The organism is Virgisporangium aurantiacum, assembly GCF_016863635.1.
In the GTDB taxonomy this organism is placed as follows: Bacteria; Actinomycetota; Actinomycetes; order Mycobacteriales; family Micromonosporaceae; genus Virgisporangium; species Virgisporangium aurantiacum.
On sequence record NZ_BOPG01000091.1, the window covers coordinates 1 to 18,542 of the forward strand.

Genomic DNA, 18,542 nt, shown 5'->3' on the forward strand with positions numbered 1-18,542 from the left:
AGTGCCGCACGTGCTCGTCGGGCTGGTAACCGTATGCGGCTTCGCGCACCGCTTCGTCGGTCTCCAGCCCGGCGCCGAGCGCGCCGCCGACCGTCGCGATCGAGGTGGCCGTCCATGCGAGTTCGGCCAAAGTCCCGACGCCCGGCCGGTATCCGAGCGCATCAGCGAGCGTCGCGACGGGCAGAAGCATGAACGCACCGACCAGAGTCAACACCAGGAGCGCCAGATACAGCGCCAGGACACCGAGGACCACCGTCGCGACGGTCACGACGTTGAAGAGCACGACCTGTTCCCGCGCACCCGGCTGCTCCGGCGCCCTCTCCCACAAGCCGGCCCCGATGACGATGGTCAGTGTCACGGCGACGACCGAGCCCGCCGTCAGCAGGCCGAGACGGACCGGGCCGGCGTCCTGGGACAGCCGCCAGATGTCGCTGGTGACAAGGGCGAACACCCCGGCCGTCAGCGCGGCGACCAGCGCACGGGACAGCCGGATCGCCAGCCGCCACGGTCGGTTGGCACGGAGCATGCCCAGCAGTAGCCGCAGATTACCGGTCACCACCCCGGTGACGAACCCGAACGCGGCACCCTGCTCGTCGACGCGGTCGCCGAGTTCCCGCAGCCGGCGATCGACCGATGCCGGCTGCGAGTCGCCGCCGACCAACGCCGCCACCAGCCGCACGGTGGTCTCCCTCGCCCGGTGCACCACGTCGACCGCACCCAGCGCCGGCAACGACAGCACGGCCACCCCGTGCGTCATGCTGGCGTGTGCCACAACCGGCCGCCGGGCGGTCTGCAACGGCAGGTCGGTGATGCTGACCACCAGGTGCCCGTGCTCCTCGAGCATCCGGCGGCGCGCCGCCGCGACGAGCTGGCTCAGGTCGGCCGGCCATTCGACCAGCCGGTCCGAAACGCACCGCACCACCCACTCCACGCCGCGCAGCCGTGAAGCGATCAGATCGGTCAGATCCGGTTCGAGTCTGCGCATCAGGTCGGTCGCCGCCCCGGGCGCGGCCACGAGGCACAGGACGACGGGTGAGGATTCCTCCTCGTCGCGCTGTCCCGATTCTGACGGGCGGGCGCCACTCATCGGCACAGTGTCCCAGAACGGGGCGCCTCCACGATCACGCCGCAAAGGCTAGCCCGGATCACCCGAACGCGACAGATAGTCGTGGAAAGCCACACGACAGGGAGGACACCGATGACTTCGGCAACGACAACGCTGACCGGTGAACAGATTCAGCGTGAGGTACTCACGACGCTGAAGAGTCACCGTGTTTGATCCGTTTGATCATCCCGGGCTCCCCGTCGACCGTCATGGCCGGCACTGGCACGAGCTCGATGTCGAGCCGGTCGACGTGCGGGCGGCCGACTCCGACACGCGCTGTCGAGTGAGCACGATGGAGGGGATCGAGGCGGCCTCCGCGCTGTTCGACCGGCGGCTCGTACAGCGCTGTCCCGACGTCGACTCGCGCCAGGTGGTCGGGCGCCTGGGTACGGCCGCGTCCGTGCGTCGGGACAACATCGCCGCCCGGAAGCCGCGACCCGAGCATCCGTTGGAGACCGCGATCGGATCCGAGCGGGCGGCCCTGCACCTGGTCAGCTGGGTGGCGGGTAACGAGCCTGATCATGACCGTCAGAAGCTGTACCGACGGCAGGTCTGGGTGCATCTCGCTCATCTGCAGCGGCTCGCCGAGGTCAGCGGCCGGGCCGGCCACCCGTGGGCGGATCGCGTCGGCAGCGAGGTCGACGCGCTGGCGGCGGCGCCCGGGCCTATCGCGGTGGGCGGGAGCGACCCGCCGCGGTCCGGTTCGCCGGCTCCGTCGACGACGCAACCGTTGTCGCTACTGCACAGCTGGGTGGTCGGAGCGAACCAGCCGCAGCGCGGACCGCACGTGCGCACCGCCCACACCGATTGGGCACAACTGGTGGTGCACGAGTCTGCCGCCTGCTACCTGTACTACTCCTTCATGGGCCAGGAGACCGACCGCCGGCTCAGGCAGCTGTGGGAGCTGTACCTGCAGATGGAACTCGCGCACCTTCGGGCCACCGGCGATCTGCTGCGGCGACATACCGGCTGTGAACCGCAGGAGGTCGTTGGGCCCAACGAAACCGGCGTCCGGCCGTCCGGGGCAAAGCCGGACGTCGAGTGGGACATGGTGGACCGGTTGACAGAGCAACACGACCGGATCGAGCACCAGTTCCGGCATTTCCTGCGAGCCACCGGCGACGCGCGACACACGGCGTTTCGTCGACTGGCGGGCCTGATCGCCGTCCACGAGACCGTCGAAGAGGAGATTGTCCGCCCGCTCACCCGGCACTGCGACCCCGACGGGCATCTGGCCGACCACCTGCTCGCCGATGAGCACCAGATCAGTGACGCGCTCGCGGACGCGGCACGCGCCGACACCACCATCGAGCCGGCCAAGGCGGTTCGCGTGCTGTGGAGCATGATGCGCGCGCACAGCCGGCAGGAGGAGCACGAAGAGTACCCGCGGCTACGCATGGTCGTTCCCGCGGACGAACTACGCGGCCTTGCTGACGCGGTCCGCGGGGCGGAAGAGGCGGCCGACACCGGTGACGAGCAGTCGGAGTCACTGGGCGGATGGCTACCTCGAACGGCGGACCGGGTGCGCGACGCGCTCCGGCGCGCCCATACCTGACGTGATCCACTGGGAAGGACGGCCCACATGCCGATATTCGCTGTCGCCAAGTTCGAACGATTCTTCCGCGCTGCCGCGCACCTGGACGTCGACAAGAACGATCTCAAGCGGTACAGCGACTTCATGGTACGGAAACTGCACGACCTCCTGCTGTTGGGACAGATCACGGCGGAGGCAAACCTGCGGGACGTCGTTGCGCCGCACGACCTGCCCATCACAAAAGGACTGCAGGAGTGCATCCACGCGTTCCGCAAGATGGATGAGGACATCGAGCTGGCCCCGATCCTGAGCCGGTTGGCGGTATACCCACCCCTCGATCGCGTGCTGAGTAAGGAGACCGAGGAGCGGCTCCCCCACGTCATCGGTGGACTCAGCCTGGCTCTCGCCCGAGTCATCGCGATCGTCGATCCCGATGTGAGAAATCCGCAGACCGCCCATTGGGAGAGGGCCTTCAAGATCCTCGACGAACTGATCTGAGCCGAAGGGACATAACATGACGGTCGTTCACGATCCGCATGTCAAGCTGATCCGGCCAGTGGTACCGAAGACACCCAACGGCTGCGCGGAATGCCTGGAACTCAGATCGCCGTGGGTACACCTACGACTGTGCCTGACCTGCGGCCACGTCGGATGCTGCGACTCCTCGCCGTTGCGCCATGCCCGCCTGCACGCCCACGCCGCCGGGCATCCGATCGTCCAGTCGTTCGAGCCGAACGAGAACTGGCGCTGGTGCTACGTCGACGAAGCGTTCGTCTAGGACCGCGAGGAGGGGACCGATGACCGACATGGCGGCGATGCTGAACGCCTATCCGGGCACGTTGCCGAAGATCGACGAAGATGCGCTCGTCATCTGTGTTCAGGATTGCCTCAACTGCGCTCAGGCGTGCACGTCCTGTGCTGACGCGTGCGCTGCCGATCCGGCTGCGGCGCAGCTGGCCCGATGCGCGGGAGCCGTCCTCAACTGTGCCGACCTGGCTACGGCTGCCGCACGCGTGCTGTCCCGGCCCACGCCCTATGACGGCGAAGTGACAGCCGCGACATTGCATGCGCTCACCGAGGCCTGTCGCGCCGCCTACGACGAATGCCGGAGACATGCCCTGGAGAACGAGGCCTGCCGGATCTGCGGGGAGGCCTGCCGCCGCTGCGCGCAAGCGTGCCGGCACCTACTTCGCAGTTTGGAGCGAGCATGACTGAAACCATGAAACCGACAACACAGCGCGCCGCGACGCCAACCAACGGTTTCCGGACGATCGGCGCCGGCGCGCCCGCCGCCGTCAACGAACCGGTCGGCACCGACGACCGGGCGGTGATCGGCGTCTTCGACGACATCGACGCCGCACAGGCCGCCGTCGAGAAGCTCGCCGCGGCCGGCTTCCCGATCGACCGGATCTCCATCGTGAGCAAGGACCTGCAGAGCGAGACGCGGGTCAACGGGTACGTGACGACCGGCGACATCGCCGGCCCGGCGGCGGCGACGGGCGCCTGGGTCGGCGGCCTGTTCGGCCTGATGGCCGGCAGCGCGCTGCTGTTCGTTCCCGGCGCCGGTCCGCTCGTCGTGCTCGGCCCGCTCGCCGCCGCCGCCGTCGGGGCGGCCCACGGTGCGCTGCTGGGTGGCGGTGTCGGCGCGGTGCTGGGGCACTTCGTCGCCAAGGAGCACATTCCCAAGTACGAGCGTCTCGTCAGTGCGGGCAAGCACCTTGCGGTCGTGCACGGCACCGAGGACGAGATTGCACGGGCCCGGGACATTCTCACCGACGCGGGAAGCACAGACGTTCAGCGCCACGACACCTTCCGCAGCGGAAGGCTCGGACCGATCCGGTTCGTCCAGGAGGGGATGCGCGTGGTCGACGCGTCGGGCCGGCAGATCGGAAAGGTGGAACTGGTCAAACTCGGCGACCCGGACGCCGTGACCGCCCGGGGCCAGGAGACGGTGGGTGGTGAGCCGCGCATCTCCGGCGAACCGCGCGAACTGCTCCTGCGACTGGGCTTTGTCAAGGTCGACCGTCGGGGTCTTCTCCGCCCGGACGCCTACGTGGCGGCGGACCAGATCGACCGGGTGGAGGGCGACATCGTCCACCTCTCCGTCACCGACCAGGACCTCCTGGGCGATGAAAGGTAGCGCCAGGCCGAGCAGAACACCGAGGGCTCAGCCGCATCCGCGGCGACCCGGGACCCATCCGGAAGGAAGCACGATGACCACGTACAAGGTCGGATACTTCGTGGGCAGCCTCTCGTCCACGTCCGTCAACAGGGAACTTGCCAAGGCCCTGATCCGGTCGGCGCCGCAGGACCTCGAGTTCACGGAGCTCCCGATCGGGAACCTGCCCCTGTACAGCCCGGATCACGACGCGGACTACCCGCCGGAGGCACTTGCCCTCAAGGACGCGATCCATCAATCTCAGGCGATCCTGTTCGTCACGCCGGAGTACAACCGATCGATTCCGGGCGCGTTGAAGAACGCGATCGACTGGGCCTCCCGCCCGTGGGGCCAGAACTCCTTCGACCACATCCCGGCCGCGGTGATCGGGGCGTCCATCGGCCAGATCGGCACCGCGCTGGCTCAGCAGAGCCTGCGTGCCGTGTTGAGCTTCTGCAACGCGCGGCAGATGACCGCGCCAGAGGCGTACATCCAGTACACCCCGGAGTTGTTCCCCGGCAACGGTGAGGTCACCGACGAATCCACGCGGGCGTTCCTCACCGATTTCATGGCCGGATTCCGGGACCACGTCGTCCGGGTGCTCACCGTACTGCCCCGTGAAACGCGCGTCGCGTAGCGGAGCGACGAAACGTAACCGCATGTGCGAGCGTCAGCTGCGCAAAGTCTGTGACGGCGGGACGCCGTACCGGGCGCGGTACGCGGCGGCGAACCGGCCCAGGTGGGCGAAACCGGCGTCGTAGGCGACCTGCGCGACGGTGGTCTCCTCCGGCCCGGCGCGGTGCAGTACCCGGTGGACGTTGGCCAGCCGCAGGTCGCGTAGGTACGTCATCGGTGGTGTCCCGATGTGCCGGCGGAACGCGTCCTGAAGCGCGCGGGCGCCGACGCCGGCGATCTCGGCGAGCGCGGCCATCGTGAACGGGTACGCGGGACGGGCGTGCATCGTCTCGACGACGCGCTTGACGGTGCGGGGCGCCCAGCCGCGGATGCCCGGCGCAGCCGCCTCTCGGTACTGCGGCGACGCCAGCGCCAGCAGGCCGGCAATCACGCTCTGCTGGAGGTGCTCGGCCGGCCCGGCGTGCCCGAGCAGGCCGCCGGAGACGCGGGACTCCATTGCGAGTACCCGCACCAACCCCGCCCAGGTGCGGCCGGGGCCGGAAGATACGTCGAACTCGGTGTCCAAGACGACCGGGGTGCGAACGGGCGCGTCGAGCAGGCTCGCGAGATGCGTCTGCAGGACCCGTTGGTCGATCTTGACGGCCAGCAGTCGGCAGTCCGCAGGCCACCGTTCGAGAGTGGTGTCACCCACGGGCTGGAACACGGCTGCCGTGTCCGGCCTGGCGACCGCCGGCCGCCGGCCCTGCCGCCACCACAGCTCGCCGGTCAACGGCAGGTCGACGTGGTATGCGCCCAGTTCGCCGAACCGCAAACCCACATCGACACCGAAACACATGTCGCCGATCGTGACCGGCCCTGCCGTCACCAGGTCGAACCGGGCCGACAGATCGGCGGCAGGCCCGAGCACGTCGAGGAAGGTCCGGTAGAAGTACGTGCTGATGGTGGCCCGCGCCTCGTCGACATCGGCGGTGGTCATCGAGCATGTGCGGACCGGCCGCTCGGCATGATCCAGGCATTGCTGAGTGAGGTGCCGGGTATCGGTGGGTGTCCGCGGGTGTCGCATCAACCACCCAGCTCAGACGCGCGGACGGCCACCTGGCGGAGGTCGCGCGGTGCCCCGTCCCATCCGATCTCGACCCCTTCGACCATGACCCACGTGTCATTGTCGTGGATGAACCGGCGGGTGGACACGCGCTCGACGCGGAGCCGCAAGTTCCCGGCGCCGTACATGTAGTCGGGTTCGGCGAAGATCAGCGTCTGGGAAACGACGGTGGACACGGGCCGGAATCCAATCTGTTCGGGCGGTCGTAGCGCAGTCAACGATCGCCTGCCGGTGCATGCGCTGCGATCCGGTTTACGCAGACGTGAGCCGGTTGGCGTGGCCACGGGCAGGTCGATCCGGTCAGACGATCCGCGCGAGCGGTTCGGACGAGCGGAGCACGTCAATGTGCTTCACCGGCTGCACAGACGGCCCTCCTCCGGCTGTAGGAGGGGCGATCGCCCAGATCGGCGCCGCCTGCTCGCGATGGGGTTCGGCGGTACGACGCCGGGCCTCGGCGGACACCTCGATAGCCCCGAAGCAGCGCCGCGCGGCTCGTAGTTCAGGCGTTGCAGTCGATATGGCCTCAGCGCCGGCCGGTGCGGCGCAGCGTATCGGCGTCGTCGATGAGCAGGCTGGTTCCGATGCCGAGCAACCAGATGTCCTTGCTCACCCCGAGTACCTGCGGCACTACAACACCGTCCGGCCACACCGCGCTTTGACCTGCGACCGCCCGCTGCGCTCCGTACCCTCACTGCCGTGGGACGTTCAACCGCAGCGCCAGCGGTGGAACGCGTCGATGTGCTCGGCGGCCTGATCCTCGAGTACCGCCGCGCCGCCTGAGTCTGCTCTGCTCGGATGTCAGCTCGCCTCGCCCGCCTCGGGTGCCAAGGTGGCGAACGCGCCGGTCGGCAGCACAAGACCTTGACACCTCGGCGGGGCGGACTGCAACGAGGCGGGCGTCGAGCTCGATCTGCTCTTGCCGCTGCGCGGTGCTACGACAGTCGAACCCCGAACTGACACCCTTCAGGTGGTCGCTTCCGGATCAGGTCTCGTGGACGGGCGCAGCGCGCTCGATCCTCGCGTAAAGGAGCTATCCGCCTGCTTCTGGCCGCGCTCCGTGCGTTTCCTGCTAGCGCGGCGGCCTCGACGATGGTGGCGCCGATGTCGGCGACCCTGCGGTCGATGGCGGAGGACTTGTACCGCCGGGGCCGCTGGAGACGGTGAGGCGCACCGTCGAGCCGCGCGGTACGCGCCCGCCGGGCTCCGGGTCGGAGGCCACGACCGTGCCGGCGGGACCGCCGTTGGGTACCCATTCGATCTCGGGCACCAGGCCCTCGTCGCGGAGCCGTTGCGTCGCGTCGGCCTCGTTTCGGCCGATGACGTTCGGCACGGCGACCTGCTCGACCGTCGGCTCGTCGGCCTGGCCGCGGTAGACAAACGCAGCCGTGATGCCGAACACCGCCAGCACCGCGACCAGCAGACCCGCCAGCAGGGCGGTCCGGCGCCGGGCGGGCGGCGGCCCCGGGCGCGTCGGTAGGATCTGCGACGTCCAGGGCGCCTCCCGTTGCGCCGCGGCCGGTGTGGCTGCCCCGCCCGTCACCTGGCCATGACCTGGCGCCCGGCCGAGATCTGTCTGCCGATCGAGCGGGGTGACGGCCGACCGCAACGGATACGCATGCGACTGCGCCGGCACGAAGTCGGCTTCGGCGGCGTAGAACTGACGGTATGTGGCGACCGCCTCCTCGCGCGCGCGGAGCAGATCACGGTCGTCGTCGGCAGCCACCCGGATCCCGCGGCAGACGAAGCCGTACGCCAGCACCAGCGGCCGCCCGGCGCGGTCGAGCAGGGCCGCCTGCGGCTGCCGGGTGGCGCCGACGTCGGCACCCAGCAATCGAGCCGTGCGATGGACCACACACAACGGCCCGCTGGCCGGCCCGGCGATGTCGGCTATCGCGGGTGGGCCCGGCTCGGGCACCTCACCCTGGACCTGGTTCAGCAACAGCCCGGACTCGCGCGCGGCGACCAGGAAATCCGGTGCCAGGAGCAACTGGTAGCCGGCCGTGTGCCCGCGTGCCACCGCGAACGCCCAGGCAGACGTCGACACGTCGGTCACCGCGAGCTCCGGTCGGCCAGGTCGGAGGCCGGGAGCTGACGCTTGAGCACGATCATCCGCTCGCTGAACTCCCGGAGCACCGCGTTGCGGATGAGCCCGAGCTCGTTCAGTTGTTGCTTGGCGTCGTCGACGACCGCGTTGACCCGACCCATCTTGTCGTCGAATCGATGCCCCGCCCAATCGATGAACATGTCCGCGAGGCGGTCGTTGAAGGCGTTGCGGCCGATCGCGACGTCGGCCGCGATGCGCAGTGCGCTACCAGCCGGGCGGGCCAGGAGCTTGCCCACGGCCGATACCGCTTCCAGCGCAGTCAGCCGGGCCCGGTCCCGCCGGGCGGCCAGGAGCTTCTCCTCGTCGGCCGCCTGAAGTTGCTCCTCGATCTGGGTGAACAGATCCGGCAGTACCGCGCACAGCGGTATTTCGATGTTGACCGGACGCAGCCGGCCGTTGCGGCGCTTGAGCATATGCCCTTCGGCGTCCATCGTGGCGAACTGCCGGCCGATCGCGCTCACCGGCACCAGCCGCACGATCCGCTTTTCGCGCCGGCGTTGTTCGACGAGATTTCTGATCGCCGGCTGCGACATCAACTCGTCGCGGACAACCACAAGACGATCGTTCTCGTCCATCGGCTCATCGGATCCCGCCGCCCCGCCGAGGTCGAGCGTCCCGTCGAACAGGTCCCACTTCGTCAGCACGAAATGGACCGGACACTTCGCCCTTCGCAGCAGGCCGATCATCGGAATGATCGAGGTCTCCAGGTAGAGTAAGCCTTTCGGATCTCCCCGCAGGCCCGCCAGCATCCGCTGGCCGTCGATAATTCCGAACAGCGCATGCGCGACTTCGATCCGCTGCTCCAGATCCCGCTGGCGCTCCTCCTGTTGTTCGAGCGCCGCCTCCGACGTCGGGCCGCCACCGACCAGCTCACCGGCATAGTCGAGATAGTTGAACCGCAGGACGGGAAACTCCGTACCACCGGCCGATCCGATACAGGTGAACGTAAATGAGCGCGTCTCTCCGAGCGACGTTCCGGGTGGCCACTCGGCGTCCGGGTCGCGAAGTCTGCGGTAGAGGTTGGTGAGATGAACAGCCTGGTCAAGGCTGGTCTCAAGACGGAACACGCCCTCGTTTACCTCGGTGGTCAGGCGGTGGAACATGCTGGCCAGGAGAACGGTCTTTCCGGTCTCCTGGCCACCCAGGGCGATGATGTTGAACGTCGGCAGATCCGTTCCTATCTCGATCGGCGCCACCGTTTGGCGCTCGCTGGTCGGCTGCGGATTTCCGGGCGGCGCGGGACCACGCCGTCGCGTAAAACGCAACGCGAGCACGGCAGAGCCGGCGATGAGAAGCAATACACCAACGAGGCCGGCAATTTCACCCATGTGTCCGCCGATCAAGAGTCGGGTTGAGGGAAGGCGCGAGGTCAGGAGGGGTCGATCCGATCCAGGGCGGCCGTACCTGCTCCACTCTTGTAGGAAAGTAGGTGTGGCTTGCCGTTCGTGCGATTCACATGAAGCGGGACGAGCGAGGCCCATCCCGGGGTCGTTGAGGGTGTGGGCCGGGGATCCGTCCCTGAAGTGGATCATCGGCGGGATCGGCGCCGCGTGGACAGTTAGCAGCACCCGACGGGGACGTAATGGAACGTGGTGGCAAGGCCGTCGGCCTCGACCCATATCTCGGCGATGCGTGAGTCCTCGGCGACGGTAGGTCGATTCCGGTGATGGTCAGGCCTGGGGCCGTGCTGAACTCGTTCGCTCGCGCCTGCTGATATGTGGCCACGATTATTCCTTTCACGTCCGACGATTCGGTGGTGATTCCACCGTGCCGGCGTGACCTGGGTGGGAACCTTGCGCCGACCTTGCGACGGGTCCCGGCCCGTGCCTTCATCGCATCAAATCGTCGCCGCCCTGCGAGCGGAGCGGCTGCGTGATCTCCTGCTTCGCCGTCGCCGGGTCGTCCCCGCTCACCTGGAGCACCCTCGGCAAGGAACCAACCTCGCCGACCGAGGTCAGGCTGTTCACGATTTTGTAGAAGCCGGTCGCCGCTACCACGACCGGCTGCGGGGCGGCCTCGACGGCTGTGGCGGTGGTGGCGGCGAGTCCGCCGCTGGCCAGCAGGAGCGCGGTAACCAGGCCGCCGATTCGGCCCGACGCGAATCACATCTGTTCAGGTTCGCATGCCCTCCCAGGGGCCACGATCGACGAGGTTGCCGCTGTCGTAGCGTGCAGCCCTCACGCTCATGGTGATGTTCTCCCCGAAGTTCTTGTTGCAGACTCCCCAGTCGCCCGCGGTCAACTTTGTTGACGCAGGCGCCGGTCCTGTAGCGATGGGTGCGGTCGATCGACGTCAGCAGCAGGTTCGTCAGCGGTGGGCGACCGCGGCACCGGCGCTGTCACGGCGGGCGGTGAACGCCTCAGATTCGGCGGCGACAAGCTCGTCGAAGTATCGGATGCCTTCGGCGACGGCGGCGACGAGGTGCTCCGAGGTTTGCTCGAGCAGATGCGCGACGAACCGACACTCCACAGCGAGGTGGCGAGGTTGGGCAGGAGATCGACGGTTTCCTGGCTGGCGGTCAAGGCCTCCGCCGGCCGGATCGCGTGCCACATTTACGCCGTCGCGCGATCGGATGCCGGGGTGGTGGCATCGTGGCCAGCGACGATGCGGGTGGTGAGCGCCGGCGCCACCGCCCGAGTTCTAGCGACGGGCAGGTGATCCGTTCGGCGGTCGGCGGTCCCGGTCCCGGTCGAGGTCCGCCCCGCCGAGGGCTCCGATGATCTTGGGTGTGAACGGCCCGGTGATTGCACCGCGATCTGCGGCGTGGCGCAACCGCGATCTTGGCGGCTGGCGGCCGAGCGCGTCGGTCGTCCTCATGGCTCGGTCGCGAACACGAGAGGGAGCACCAGCTCCGCCTCGTGCTCGCGACACGCCCGGCGGGTCCACCACGTCGGTCTCGTCAGAGGGTCAGTACCAATACCATTTCTGCTGCGATGCCCCGGTGGAGGCCCACAGCTGAATCCGGCCGCCGTTGCCCACGGTTTCCAGAGCCGCGTCCAGCGCCATCGGTCCCGGGGCGTAGAGACCCACAAGCAGCGAGTTGCTAAGGTTCGGCGTCCACTGCTGGTTGGCGCGTCCACTGCAGGTCCAGATCTGGACCCGGCCTCCGTTGCCAAGGGTCTCCATCGCCGCGTCCAGGCACATGGACGGGTCGAGGGCGCTTCGCACGGTACTGCCGGACCCGTACCATCGCTGCTGGATCGAGCCGGTACAGGTCCAGAGCTGGACCCGGCCTCCGTTGCCGAAGGTCTCCAACGCGGCGTCCAGGCACAGGTTCTGGTTGATCCCGACGTGCAGCGAGAGGGCCGGCCCGTAGTTGACCGCCGATGCCGGCGAGGCCGTGACCACCGACACAACGGCCGCGGTGCCGATAGCCACGACCATGCTCGTCGCCGCGCGAAACACCCGCCGCACCATCCTCGACCCCTCGTGTGACTTGCCCAACGTCTTCCTCCGATTCGCGTGTGTTGGATGCCCGACGACACGCCGGGCCGCTTCCGACCGTATGGCCGTCAGCCGAGGCGGCACAGGGCCAATCCGGGGTCACCTGGATGGTGCCGATTAGGATCTGCCGTTGATGGAGCTGCATGTCTGGATCGACCGCGACGCGAATCTGGGCGAGCAGCTCTACCGGCAGGTCCGGGCCGGCATCCTCGAGACACGGCTGCGGGCCGGCGAGGCGATGCCGCCGAGCCGCCAGCTCGCGGTGCGGCTCGGCATCAGCCGTAACACGGTCACCGCGGCGTACGACCGGCTGGTGGCGGAGGGCTACCTGACCACCCGAGCGGGTGCCGGAACGTTCGTCAACAACCTGTCGCTGCCCGACGCCGGAAGCGGGGGTGAGCGGCCGGCCGGGCCGCTGCGGCCCCGGTCCGGATGGGACGAAGTCGGCCTGCCGGACGGCCTCACCGGCACGCCTGCGTTCGACTTCCGTGTCGGCGTGCCCGACGTCCACCTGTTTCCGCATATGACGTGGCGGCGGTTGGTCGCCGACCAGTTGCGCGGGGGTGCGATGGGCAACGGGATGCCCGCCGACCCGGCCGGCCATCTCGGCCTGCGCGCCGCGCTCGCCCGCCGCCTGCGCCTGTTCCGCGGGGTGACGGCGGGCTGTGACGACGTCGTGGTCACCTCAGGAGCGCAGCAGGCGATCGACCTGATCGGGCGGGTGCTTCTGGAGCCCGGAGCATGCGCGGCCGTCGAGGAACCCGGGTACTGGTCGCCGGTCTACGCCTGGCGGTCGGTGGGCGCGCGGGTAGCGACGGTACCGGTCGACGGCGAAGGGCTCGTCGTGGACGCGTTGCCGCCGGCCGTGCGGCTGGTTTACGTGACGCCGTCGCATCAGTTCCCGACCGGGGTGGCCATGTCGCTGCGCCGCCGCATGGATCTGCTGGCGTGGGCGCGCCGGAACGGTGCGGCGATCGTCGAGGACGACTACGACAGCGAGTTCCGGTACACCACACAGCCGCTGGAGTCGTTACACAGCCTCGACCGCGACGGCCGCGTCTTGTACATCGGCACGTTCTCGAAGGTCATGCTACCGACGCTGCGGATCGGCTTCGTCGTCGTACCGCCCGGCCTGCGCCACGCGGTGCAGGCAGCCAAGTTCGTCACGGACTGGCACACTTCGCTGCCCACGCAGGCGGCCCTCGCCGGTTTCCTCGACGAGGGCGCTCTCGACCGTCACCTCAAACGGGCCGGCCGCGAGTACCGCAAGCGCCGCGACCGCATCACGGCCTCGCTCGCCGGGCCGCTGTCGCCGTGGCTGTCGCTCATCCCGTCGGCCGCCGGCCTGCATCTGAGCGCGTTTTTCCGGCATCCGGACCGCATCGACGTCGGGCGGCTCCTCGCGCGGGCGGATACGGCCGGTGTCGCGCTGTGGGGCTTCCCGTGGACCCCCACCACCGGGCCGGGGTCGCGGCCCGGCCTGATGTTCGGCTTCGGCGCCATCGCCACCGACCGGGTGGACGAGGGACTGCGCAGGCTGCACCGCTGTCTCGCCGCCGACGCGTGACCGTCGTCCGGCCTGAACCGGCCGTTCATGGAGCCATCGCCCCAGCTCACCCGTGATGTCACCGCACACAGCAATGAGCAGATCGGGGGTATGCGCCGGCGTCGATGTGATGATCGTAGAGCTCGTTCCGCGTCGGCCATCCGTTTCCGCGCGACGAAAGAGCGCGTCGGCGCCTGAACGAACAAGATCACCGACAGGCGTGTTGGGCGACAGGTTCATGTGCTGGACGACGACAAGATCGTGTTCATCGGCGACAGGATCGTGCCTCCTCGAACTCGGCCGACCTCAGCCGCCCGAGTAGCCGAAGAAGTAGATCTCGGAAGGCTTGCCGTCGGTGTCGTGCAGGACGGCGTACCGGCCGTACCACGCCTTGTCGGCCAGGGTGCGAATGTGCGGCGCGTGCTCGCGGGTGAGGATCTCGGTGCCGGTGCGCTCGCGCGCCTCGTCGGCCGTGACCGGTGCGACGGCGGCGAAGTCGGGCTCCTCATCGGGGCCGACGACCTCGTCCATGTCGAGGATCGAGTGCGTGCCCTCCTGCTGCACCAGTTCGTCGGAGAACAGGTCGGCCATTGTCGTCGGCCGGTTCGGGTATCGCGACGCCGACCCGCGGCCGCCCGGGGCCCAGTAGTAGGCGCCGTCGGCGAGCACCTGCGCCTGCAACTGCAGGAGTGCGGCGTTGAGGTCGTGCTGGTAGGGAACGAAGTAGTCCCAGTTGGATGAGCCCATGGCCCGGGAGAGTAACGGCATGCTCCGACAAAACCTGGCGCATCTTCCACAGCCGCTGTGCCCCAGCCCGGCCACGACTCGAGCTCGCGGGTGCTTGGGTCCGGATCACCCGGCCACCTTGCGCGCCGGCACAGCCTCGCCTGGCGCCGTGGAAAGGCGGGGGATGCGGCCGGTGCCGCCGCCGCCTTCGCCGCGCTGCTCACCGATTCCACGCGGGTGCTTGGTCCGGACCACCCAGGCACTCTGATTGCCCGCGGCGTCCTCGCCTACTTGCGGGGGAGACGGGTGACCCGGCCGTCGCCGTCGCCGCGCTCGAGGCGCTGCTCACCGACTGTCTACGTGTGCTCGGCCCCGACCACCCCGACACCCTCGCCACGCGAAACAACCTTGCCTCCTGGCGGAGAGAGGCCGGCTCCTAAGCTCGTTGGCGACGTTGCGTCACGGCGAAAGCCCTCGACCAGATGAACTCGCCCGATTTGAATACGCGCTTCAACCGGTCGTCACGTCGGCCATCCGGTTTCCGCGCGACGAGGAGCGCGGCTGTTGCGTCCGCGAGAACCTTGCGAGTGCCCGGACAATCGTGCGAGCGATCTTGCGAGCCGTCCGGATTACCCTGCGAGCAATCCCGTGACCAGCGGCGGCACGTGGAGTGTTGCCCGTCGCAGTTCAGGGCCTTGATCATTGGTACTCGTTGTCGGACGCGACAGGCATCCGGTTAGCCGCCCGGCGAAGGAGCCGGTCGGTCAGCGGGCAGCGTTCGCGACGGTCCAGTCCAACAGCCGCTCGACCTTGCGTTGCAACGCCAGGGAACTGTCGGGGGTCAGCGAGGCCACGAGCGTTTCCAGCACCGTGTCAAGTTCCGGGCTGGGCCCTGCGTCGGAGAGCACCACCGCGAGCGGCTCGCCGCCGCTCAGCCGCGACGTGTCCCGGGTCCGCAGGTAGTCCAACACTGTCGACCGGTCCAGGTAGCGCCGCACCAACGGCACCCCCGTGGTGGTCAGCAGGTCGGCGACCTGCGCGCCGACGGCGTGCGCCGAAATGGCGTCGGTAAACCGCCATTCGTCCCGGCCGACCGGCTCGGGACCCAGTCGCTTGAGGCGGTCGCGCCATACCCCGTGGTACTCCTTCGGCTCCCCTGAGTGGGCGTACAGGTCGACCATGTAGCGCCACCACGGCTGGGGCACCACGGCGAGGTTGACGAAGAACGTGACCTCCTCGGCAGAGTTCCCCCTCGACCCTTGCGCCTGAACGACCGCCACGTCCCCCGAGGTCGGATCGCGCAGCGTCCACCGGCCGCTCGAACCTGTGAACCCGCACCGGCGCAGTGACGGGCCCACCTGGTCGCGGAGCAGTTCACGGTAGGACATGGCGAGATCGGGCATCCGATGATTGTGCGCGAGTCGCCCAAGCCGCGACGACCCCGAGCCGCCGGCCCGGCGGCGGCATCTGGCTGCTCACCAGCCGCGCAGCGTGGCCTCCAAGTGATGACGCCAACGGAACCAAGATCATCGAAAGGCCGTTCGCCGGAAATCCGCAAGATAGGTCCGGACACTCCAGCTGGCCGTCGTCCGGATCAACCTTGCGAGTCACAGACAGCCGCCTTGATCATCCGCAACCTTGGCGCGGACGCGACACGTTGATCTCCATGCCGAAGATCTGGGCCATCGCGGGTGCGGACCTTGGCGGACAGCCGTCAGAGCGGCTCAGTGCCGAAGGCCCGGCTGACTGCGGCGGTGCGGCTGGTGACCTGCAAGCGCTCGAAGACGTGTTCCAGGTGCTTGCGAACCGTGGCGTCGGCTACCGAAAGCCGGCGGGAGAACTCGCCACTTGAATACGCGCTCCTACCGGTCTCGCCCCGAACGATTGAACGTGGCGTCCTGCACGATTATCGCGGTCATCGCGATGGCCCGGGTGACACAGAGCGCCGAGGATCGGCTGCGGTTGGTGGATCACGAGGCGTGGGCCGGCGCGGACGCCGCACCGGAACGATCATGATCATCGGTGGGGTGGTGGGCTGTATGCCGCGAGGAGTGTCGCGGTGATCAGGCCGGCTGCCTCGGCCTGGTCGAGGCGGCCGGCGCCGATCTCTCCCGCGGCGCCGTGGAGCACCGTGTAGAAGACGGTTACTAGCCAGTCGACGGGCTGGTCGGTGCGGAAGACCCCGTCGTGTCGGCCGCGTTCGATCAGTGACCGGACGCGGGTGAGTGGCTGCTCGTGGTGGCGGCGGATGCGTTCGGCGGGCATGGTGCCTTGTGCGGCTGCCAGCAGGGCGCGGTGCTGGAAGACGACTTCCCACGATGACGCGATCAGGTCGGCCAGTGCCTGCCGCGGTTCCCCGGCGAGGTCGATGGTGGCGAGGTGCTCCTCGGCGCGGGTGACGATCCGGCCGAAGGCCGCGTCGACGAGTTCGGTGCGGGACGGGAAGTGGCCGTAGAGCGTCACCCGGCCGACGCCGGCTCTTGCCGCGATGTCGGCGGTGTTGGCGTTCGGGTCTTCCACGAGGCAGGCGATTGCGGCGTCCAGGATGGCGTCGACGCTGCGTTGGGCGTCGGCGCGCCGACCGCCGGACCGCCGTCGTGGTGAGGCCTCCGCCACAGGTTGCCGCCTTTCTCGAACACGCGTGTACGAGTTACGCTAACCCGAACACCGGTGTTCAGCTTATCTCGTCGCTCGAACGGAGCCTCACCATGACCTCACATGTCCGCGCCGGGTCCCGGACGCCGGTGACGGAACCCGGAATCAGCCCACCGCCGCCTCGGCGGTGGCTGATGCTGGCGCTGCTGAGCGCCGCCCAGTTCATGCTCATCCTCGACATCACCGTCGTGAACATCGCCCTGCCGGACATCGGCAGCGACCTCGGCCTGCAACGTGACGCACTGACCTGGGTGGTGACGGCCTACACGCTGATGTTCGGCGGGCTCATGCTCGTCGGCGGGCGGGCGGCCGACCTGTTCGGCGCCCGCCGCGTGCTGCTCGCCGGTCTCACGGTCTTCACCGCCGCGTCGCTGGCGGCCGGCCTGGCGCCGAACGCCGCGGTCCTGGTGGGCGGGCGGGCGTTCCAGGGCGTCGGAGCGGCGTTGATCTCACCGGCCGCGCTCGCGATCGTCACCACGACCTTCCACGGCGCCGACCGGCACCGCGCGCTCGGCGTGTGGGCCGCGCTCGGTGGAACCGGCTCCGCCGTCGGCGTACTCCTCGGTGGACTGCTGACCGCGGGTCCGGGCTGGCAGTGGGTGTTCTTCATCAACGTGCCGGTGGGCGTGGCCGTGCTGGCCGGCCTGTCGGCGATCGCCCCAGCATCCCAGCCGGCCGTCCGTGGCCGACGGATCGACCTGCCCGGTGCGGTCCTCGTGACCGCCGCCACCGGCGCTCTGATCTACGCGTTGATCACGGCGGGCGACGTCGGGTGGGTGGCCGCCCCGACCCTCGCCGCGCTCGGCGCGGCCGGGCTGCTCTACGCCGGCTTCGCCGTAGTGCAGCGGACGGTGCGCGCGCCGCTGATCGACCTGCGGGTGCTCCTGCGGCGGCGGGTGTCGGCCGGGGCGTTCCTCATGCTCGTGGCGACCGGTCTGCTCGTCGCCGGTTTCTTCCTCGGGTCGTTCCATCTGCAGCACGTGGCCGGCTACAGCGCCGCCGGCACCGGCCTGGCGTTCCTGCCGGTCGCTGTCGCCACCATCGTCGGGGCGCACGCGGGTGGCCGCGCGATCGGTCGGATCGGCGCCCGGCCGTTGGCGACGGTCGGGCTGCTGATCGCGGCGGCGGGTGCCGGCACCGTCGCGGTGTGGACGACGGCGCCCGCGCTGATCGTCGGGGTCAGCGTCGGCGCCGCCGGTCTCGGTGCGACGTTCGTGGCGGCGACGACCACCGCTCTGGCGCACACCGATCCGGCCGAGGCCGGGGTCAGATCGGGACTCGTCAACACCTTCCACGAACTCGGCGCCGCCCTGGGCGTGGCGACCGTCTCGGCGATCGCCGCAACCAGCCTGGCCGGGACCGGCACCGGCGCACCGGCCACGGGTGGCTTCACCGCCGCGTTCGCGTTCAGCGCCGCGGCGGCCTTGACGGCGGCGGTGCTGGCCGCGGTGCTCGTCCCGGCGGGCCGGCCACCGGCAGGCGCCGTCCGGCACATGCACTGACACGGCGCCGGCGAACGGGCCCACGGCAGG

Annotated in this window: 20 protein-coding genes; 9 read left to right on the forward strand and 11 right to left on the reverse strand. The window is 69.2% G+C overall.

The window, feature by feature from the left end; all coding sequences use genetic code 11:
• The coding region (locus Vau01_RS53895; RefSeq protein ID WP_204009434.1) for a hypothetical protein at positions 1 to 1,087 on the reverse strand (1,087 nt) is incomplete at its 3' end.
• Positions 1,088 to 1,271: 184 nt separating this feature from the next.
• On the opposite strand from Vau01_RS53895, the gene Vau01_RS53900 reads away from it, so the two are divergent.
• The 6 genes from Vau01_RS53900 to Vau01_RS53925 all read left to right on the forward strand — a co-directional run bounded on the left by Vau01_RS53900 (position 1,272) and on the right by Vau01_RS53925 (position 5,434).
• The gene (locus Vau01_RS53900) at positions 1,272 to 2,660 is read left to right on the forward strand and encodes a hemerythrin domain-containing protein (RefSeq protein WP_204009437.1); all 1,389 of its coding nucleotides are present in this window, start codon (positions 1,272 to 1,274) and stop codon (positions 2,658 to 2,660) included.
• Positions 2,661 to 2,687: 27 nt separating this feature from the next.
• On the forward strand, positions 2,688 to 3,137 hold the full coding sequence (locus Vau01_RS53905; protein WP_204009440.1) for a DUF1931 family protein: 450 nt from the start codon (positions 2,688 to 2,690) through the stop codon (positions 3,135 to 3,137).
• 16 nt (positions 3,138 to 3,153) lie between these two features.
• Entirely contained in the window at positions 3,154 to 3,417 is a 264-nt protein-coding gene (locus Vau01_RS53910; RefSeq protein WP_204009443.1) for a UBP-type zinc finger domain-containing protein, read from the forward strand.
• Between the two features lie 19 nt (positions 3,418 to 3,436).
• On the forward strand, positions 3,437 to 3,850 hold the full coding sequence (locus tag Vau01_RS53915; RefSeq protein WP_204009447.1) for a four-helix bundle copper-binding protein: 414 nt from the start codon (positions 3,437 to 3,439) through the stop codon (positions 3,848 to 3,850).
• Positions 3,847 to 4,779 (forward strand): YflT domain-containing protein, encoded by a 933-nt coding sequence (locus Vau01_RS53920; RefSeq protein ID WP_204009450.1) that lies wholly within the window; start codon positions 3,847 to 3,849, stop codon positions 4,777 to 4,779. The genes Vau01_RS53915 and Vau01_RS53920 overlap by 4 nt, the downstream gene beginning before the upstream one ends.
• Before the next feature lie 73 nt (positions 4,780 to 4,852).
• Entirely contained in the window at positions 4,853 to 5,434 is a 582-nt protein-coding gene (locus tag Vau01_RS53925) for an NADPH-dependent FMN reductase (RefSeq protein WP_204009453.1), read from the forward strand.
• Between the two features lie 33 nt (positions 5,435 to 5,467).
• Here Vau01_RS53925 and Vau01_RS53930 read toward each other — a convergent pair whose 3' ends face one another.
• The 5 genes from Vau01_RS53930 to Vau01_RS53950 form a co-directional block, all read right to left on the reverse strand.
• Entirely contained in the window at positions 5,468 to 6,409 is a 942-nt protein-coding gene (locus Vau01_RS53930) for an AraC family transcriptional regulator (protein WP_204009456.1), read from the reverse strand.
• Positions 6,410 to 6,495: 86 nt separating this feature from the next.
• Complete coding sequence (locus tag Vau01_RS53935) at positions 6,496 to 6,711, reverse strand: hypothetical protein (protein WP_204009459.1); 216 nt, start codon at positions 6,709 to 6,711, stop codon at positions 6,496 to 6,498.
• An 893-nt stretch (positions 6,712 to 7,604) separates the two neighbouring features.
• Positions 7,605 to 8,588, reverse strand: a complete 984-nt coding sequence (locus Vau01_RS53940; RefSeq protein ID WP_204009461.1) for a PASTA domain-containing protein — start codon at positions 8,586 to 8,588, stop codon at positions 7,605 to 7,607.
• Positions 8,585 to 9,967, reverse strand: a complete 1,383-nt coding sequence (locus Vau01_RS53945) for a hypothetical protein (protein ID WP_204009463.1) — start codon at positions 9,965 to 9,967, stop codon at positions 8,585 to 8,587. Before Vau01_RS53945 ends, Vau01_RS53940 begins: the two co-directional genes overlap by 4 nt.
• Positions 9,968 to 10,468: 501 nt before the next feature.
• The gene (locus tag Vau01_RS53950) at positions 10,469 to 10,636 is read right to left on the reverse strand and encodes a hypothetical protein (RefSeq protein WP_204009466.1); all 168 of its coding nucleotides are present in this window, start codon (positions 10,634 to 10,636) and stop codon (positions 10,469 to 10,471) included.
• Positions 10,637 to 10,952: 316 nt separating this feature from the next.
• Here Vau01_RS53950 and Vau01_RS53955 point away from each other — a divergent pair, with 316 nt between their 5' ends.
• Positions 10,953 to 11,297, forward strand: coding sequence for a hypothetical protein (locus tag Vau01_RS53955; RefSeq protein WP_204009468.1), 345 nt, complete (start codon positions 10,953 to 10,955; stop codon positions 11,295 to 11,297).
• A 249-nt stretch (positions 11,298 to 11,546) separates the two neighbouring features.
• Here Vau01_RS53955 and Vau01_RS53960 read toward each other — a convergent pair whose 3' ends face one another.
• Positions 11,547 to 12,056, reverse strand: coding sequence for a ricin-type beta-trefoil lectin domain protein (locus Vau01_RS53960; RefSeq protein WP_204009469.1), 510 nt, complete (start codon positions 12,054 to 12,056; stop codon positions 11,547 to 11,549).
• Positions 12,057 to 12,216: 160 nt separating this feature from the next.
• On the opposite strand from Vau01_RS53960, the gene pdxR reads away from it, so the two are divergent.
• On the forward strand, positions 12,217 to 13,650 hold the full coding sequence (pdxR, locus tag Vau01_RS53965) for a MocR-like pyridoxine biosynthesis transcription factor PdxR (RefSeq protein WP_204009493.1): 1,434 nt from the start codon (positions 12,217 to 12,219) through the stop codon (positions 13,648 to 13,650).
• A 285-nt stretch (positions 13,651 to 13,935) separates the two neighbouring features.
• On the opposite strand, the gene Vau01_RS53970 is transcribed toward pdxR, so the two are convergent.
• The 4 genes from Vau01_RS53970 to Vau01_RS53985 form a co-directional block, all read right to left on the reverse strand.
• On the reverse strand, positions 13,936 to 14,376 hold the full coding sequence (locus Vau01_RS53970; RefSeq protein WP_204009496.1) for a hypothetical protein: 441 nt from the start codon (positions 14,374 to 14,376) through the stop codon (positions 13,936 to 13,938).
• Positions 14,377 to 15,119: 743 nt separating this feature from the next.
• Positions 15,120 to 15,758: a DUF4304 domain-containing protein gene (locus tag Vau01_RS53975; protein ID WP_204009499.1), complete on the reverse strand. Its 639-nt coding sequence runs from the start codon at positions 15,756 to 15,758 to the stop codon at positions 15,120 to 15,122.
• 311 nt (positions 15,759 to 16,069) lie between these two features.
• Positions 16,070 to 16,240, reverse strand: a complete 171-nt coding sequence (locus Vau01_RS65505) for a LuxR C-terminal-related transcriptional regulator (protein WP_204009577.1) — start codon at positions 16,238 to 16,240, stop codon at positions 16,070 to 16,072.
• A 131-nt stretch (positions 16,241 to 16,371) separates the two neighbouring features.
• Complete coding sequence (locus Vau01_RS53985; RefSeq protein WP_204009501.1) at positions 16,372 to 16,971, reverse strand: TetR/AcrR family transcriptional regulator; 600 nt, start codon at positions 16,969 to 16,971, stop codon at positions 16,372 to 16,374.
• Between the two features lie 92 nt (positions 16,972 to 17,063).
• Here Vau01_RS53985 and Vau01_RS53990 point away from each other — a divergent pair, with 92 nt between their 5' ends.
• Complete coding sequence (locus tag Vau01_RS53990; RefSeq protein WP_204009503.1) at positions 17,064 to 18,512, forward strand: MFS transporter; 1,449 nt, start codon at positions 17,064 to 17,066, stop codon at positions 18,510 to 18,512.
• Positions 18,513 to 18,542 lie beyond the last annotated feature (30 nt).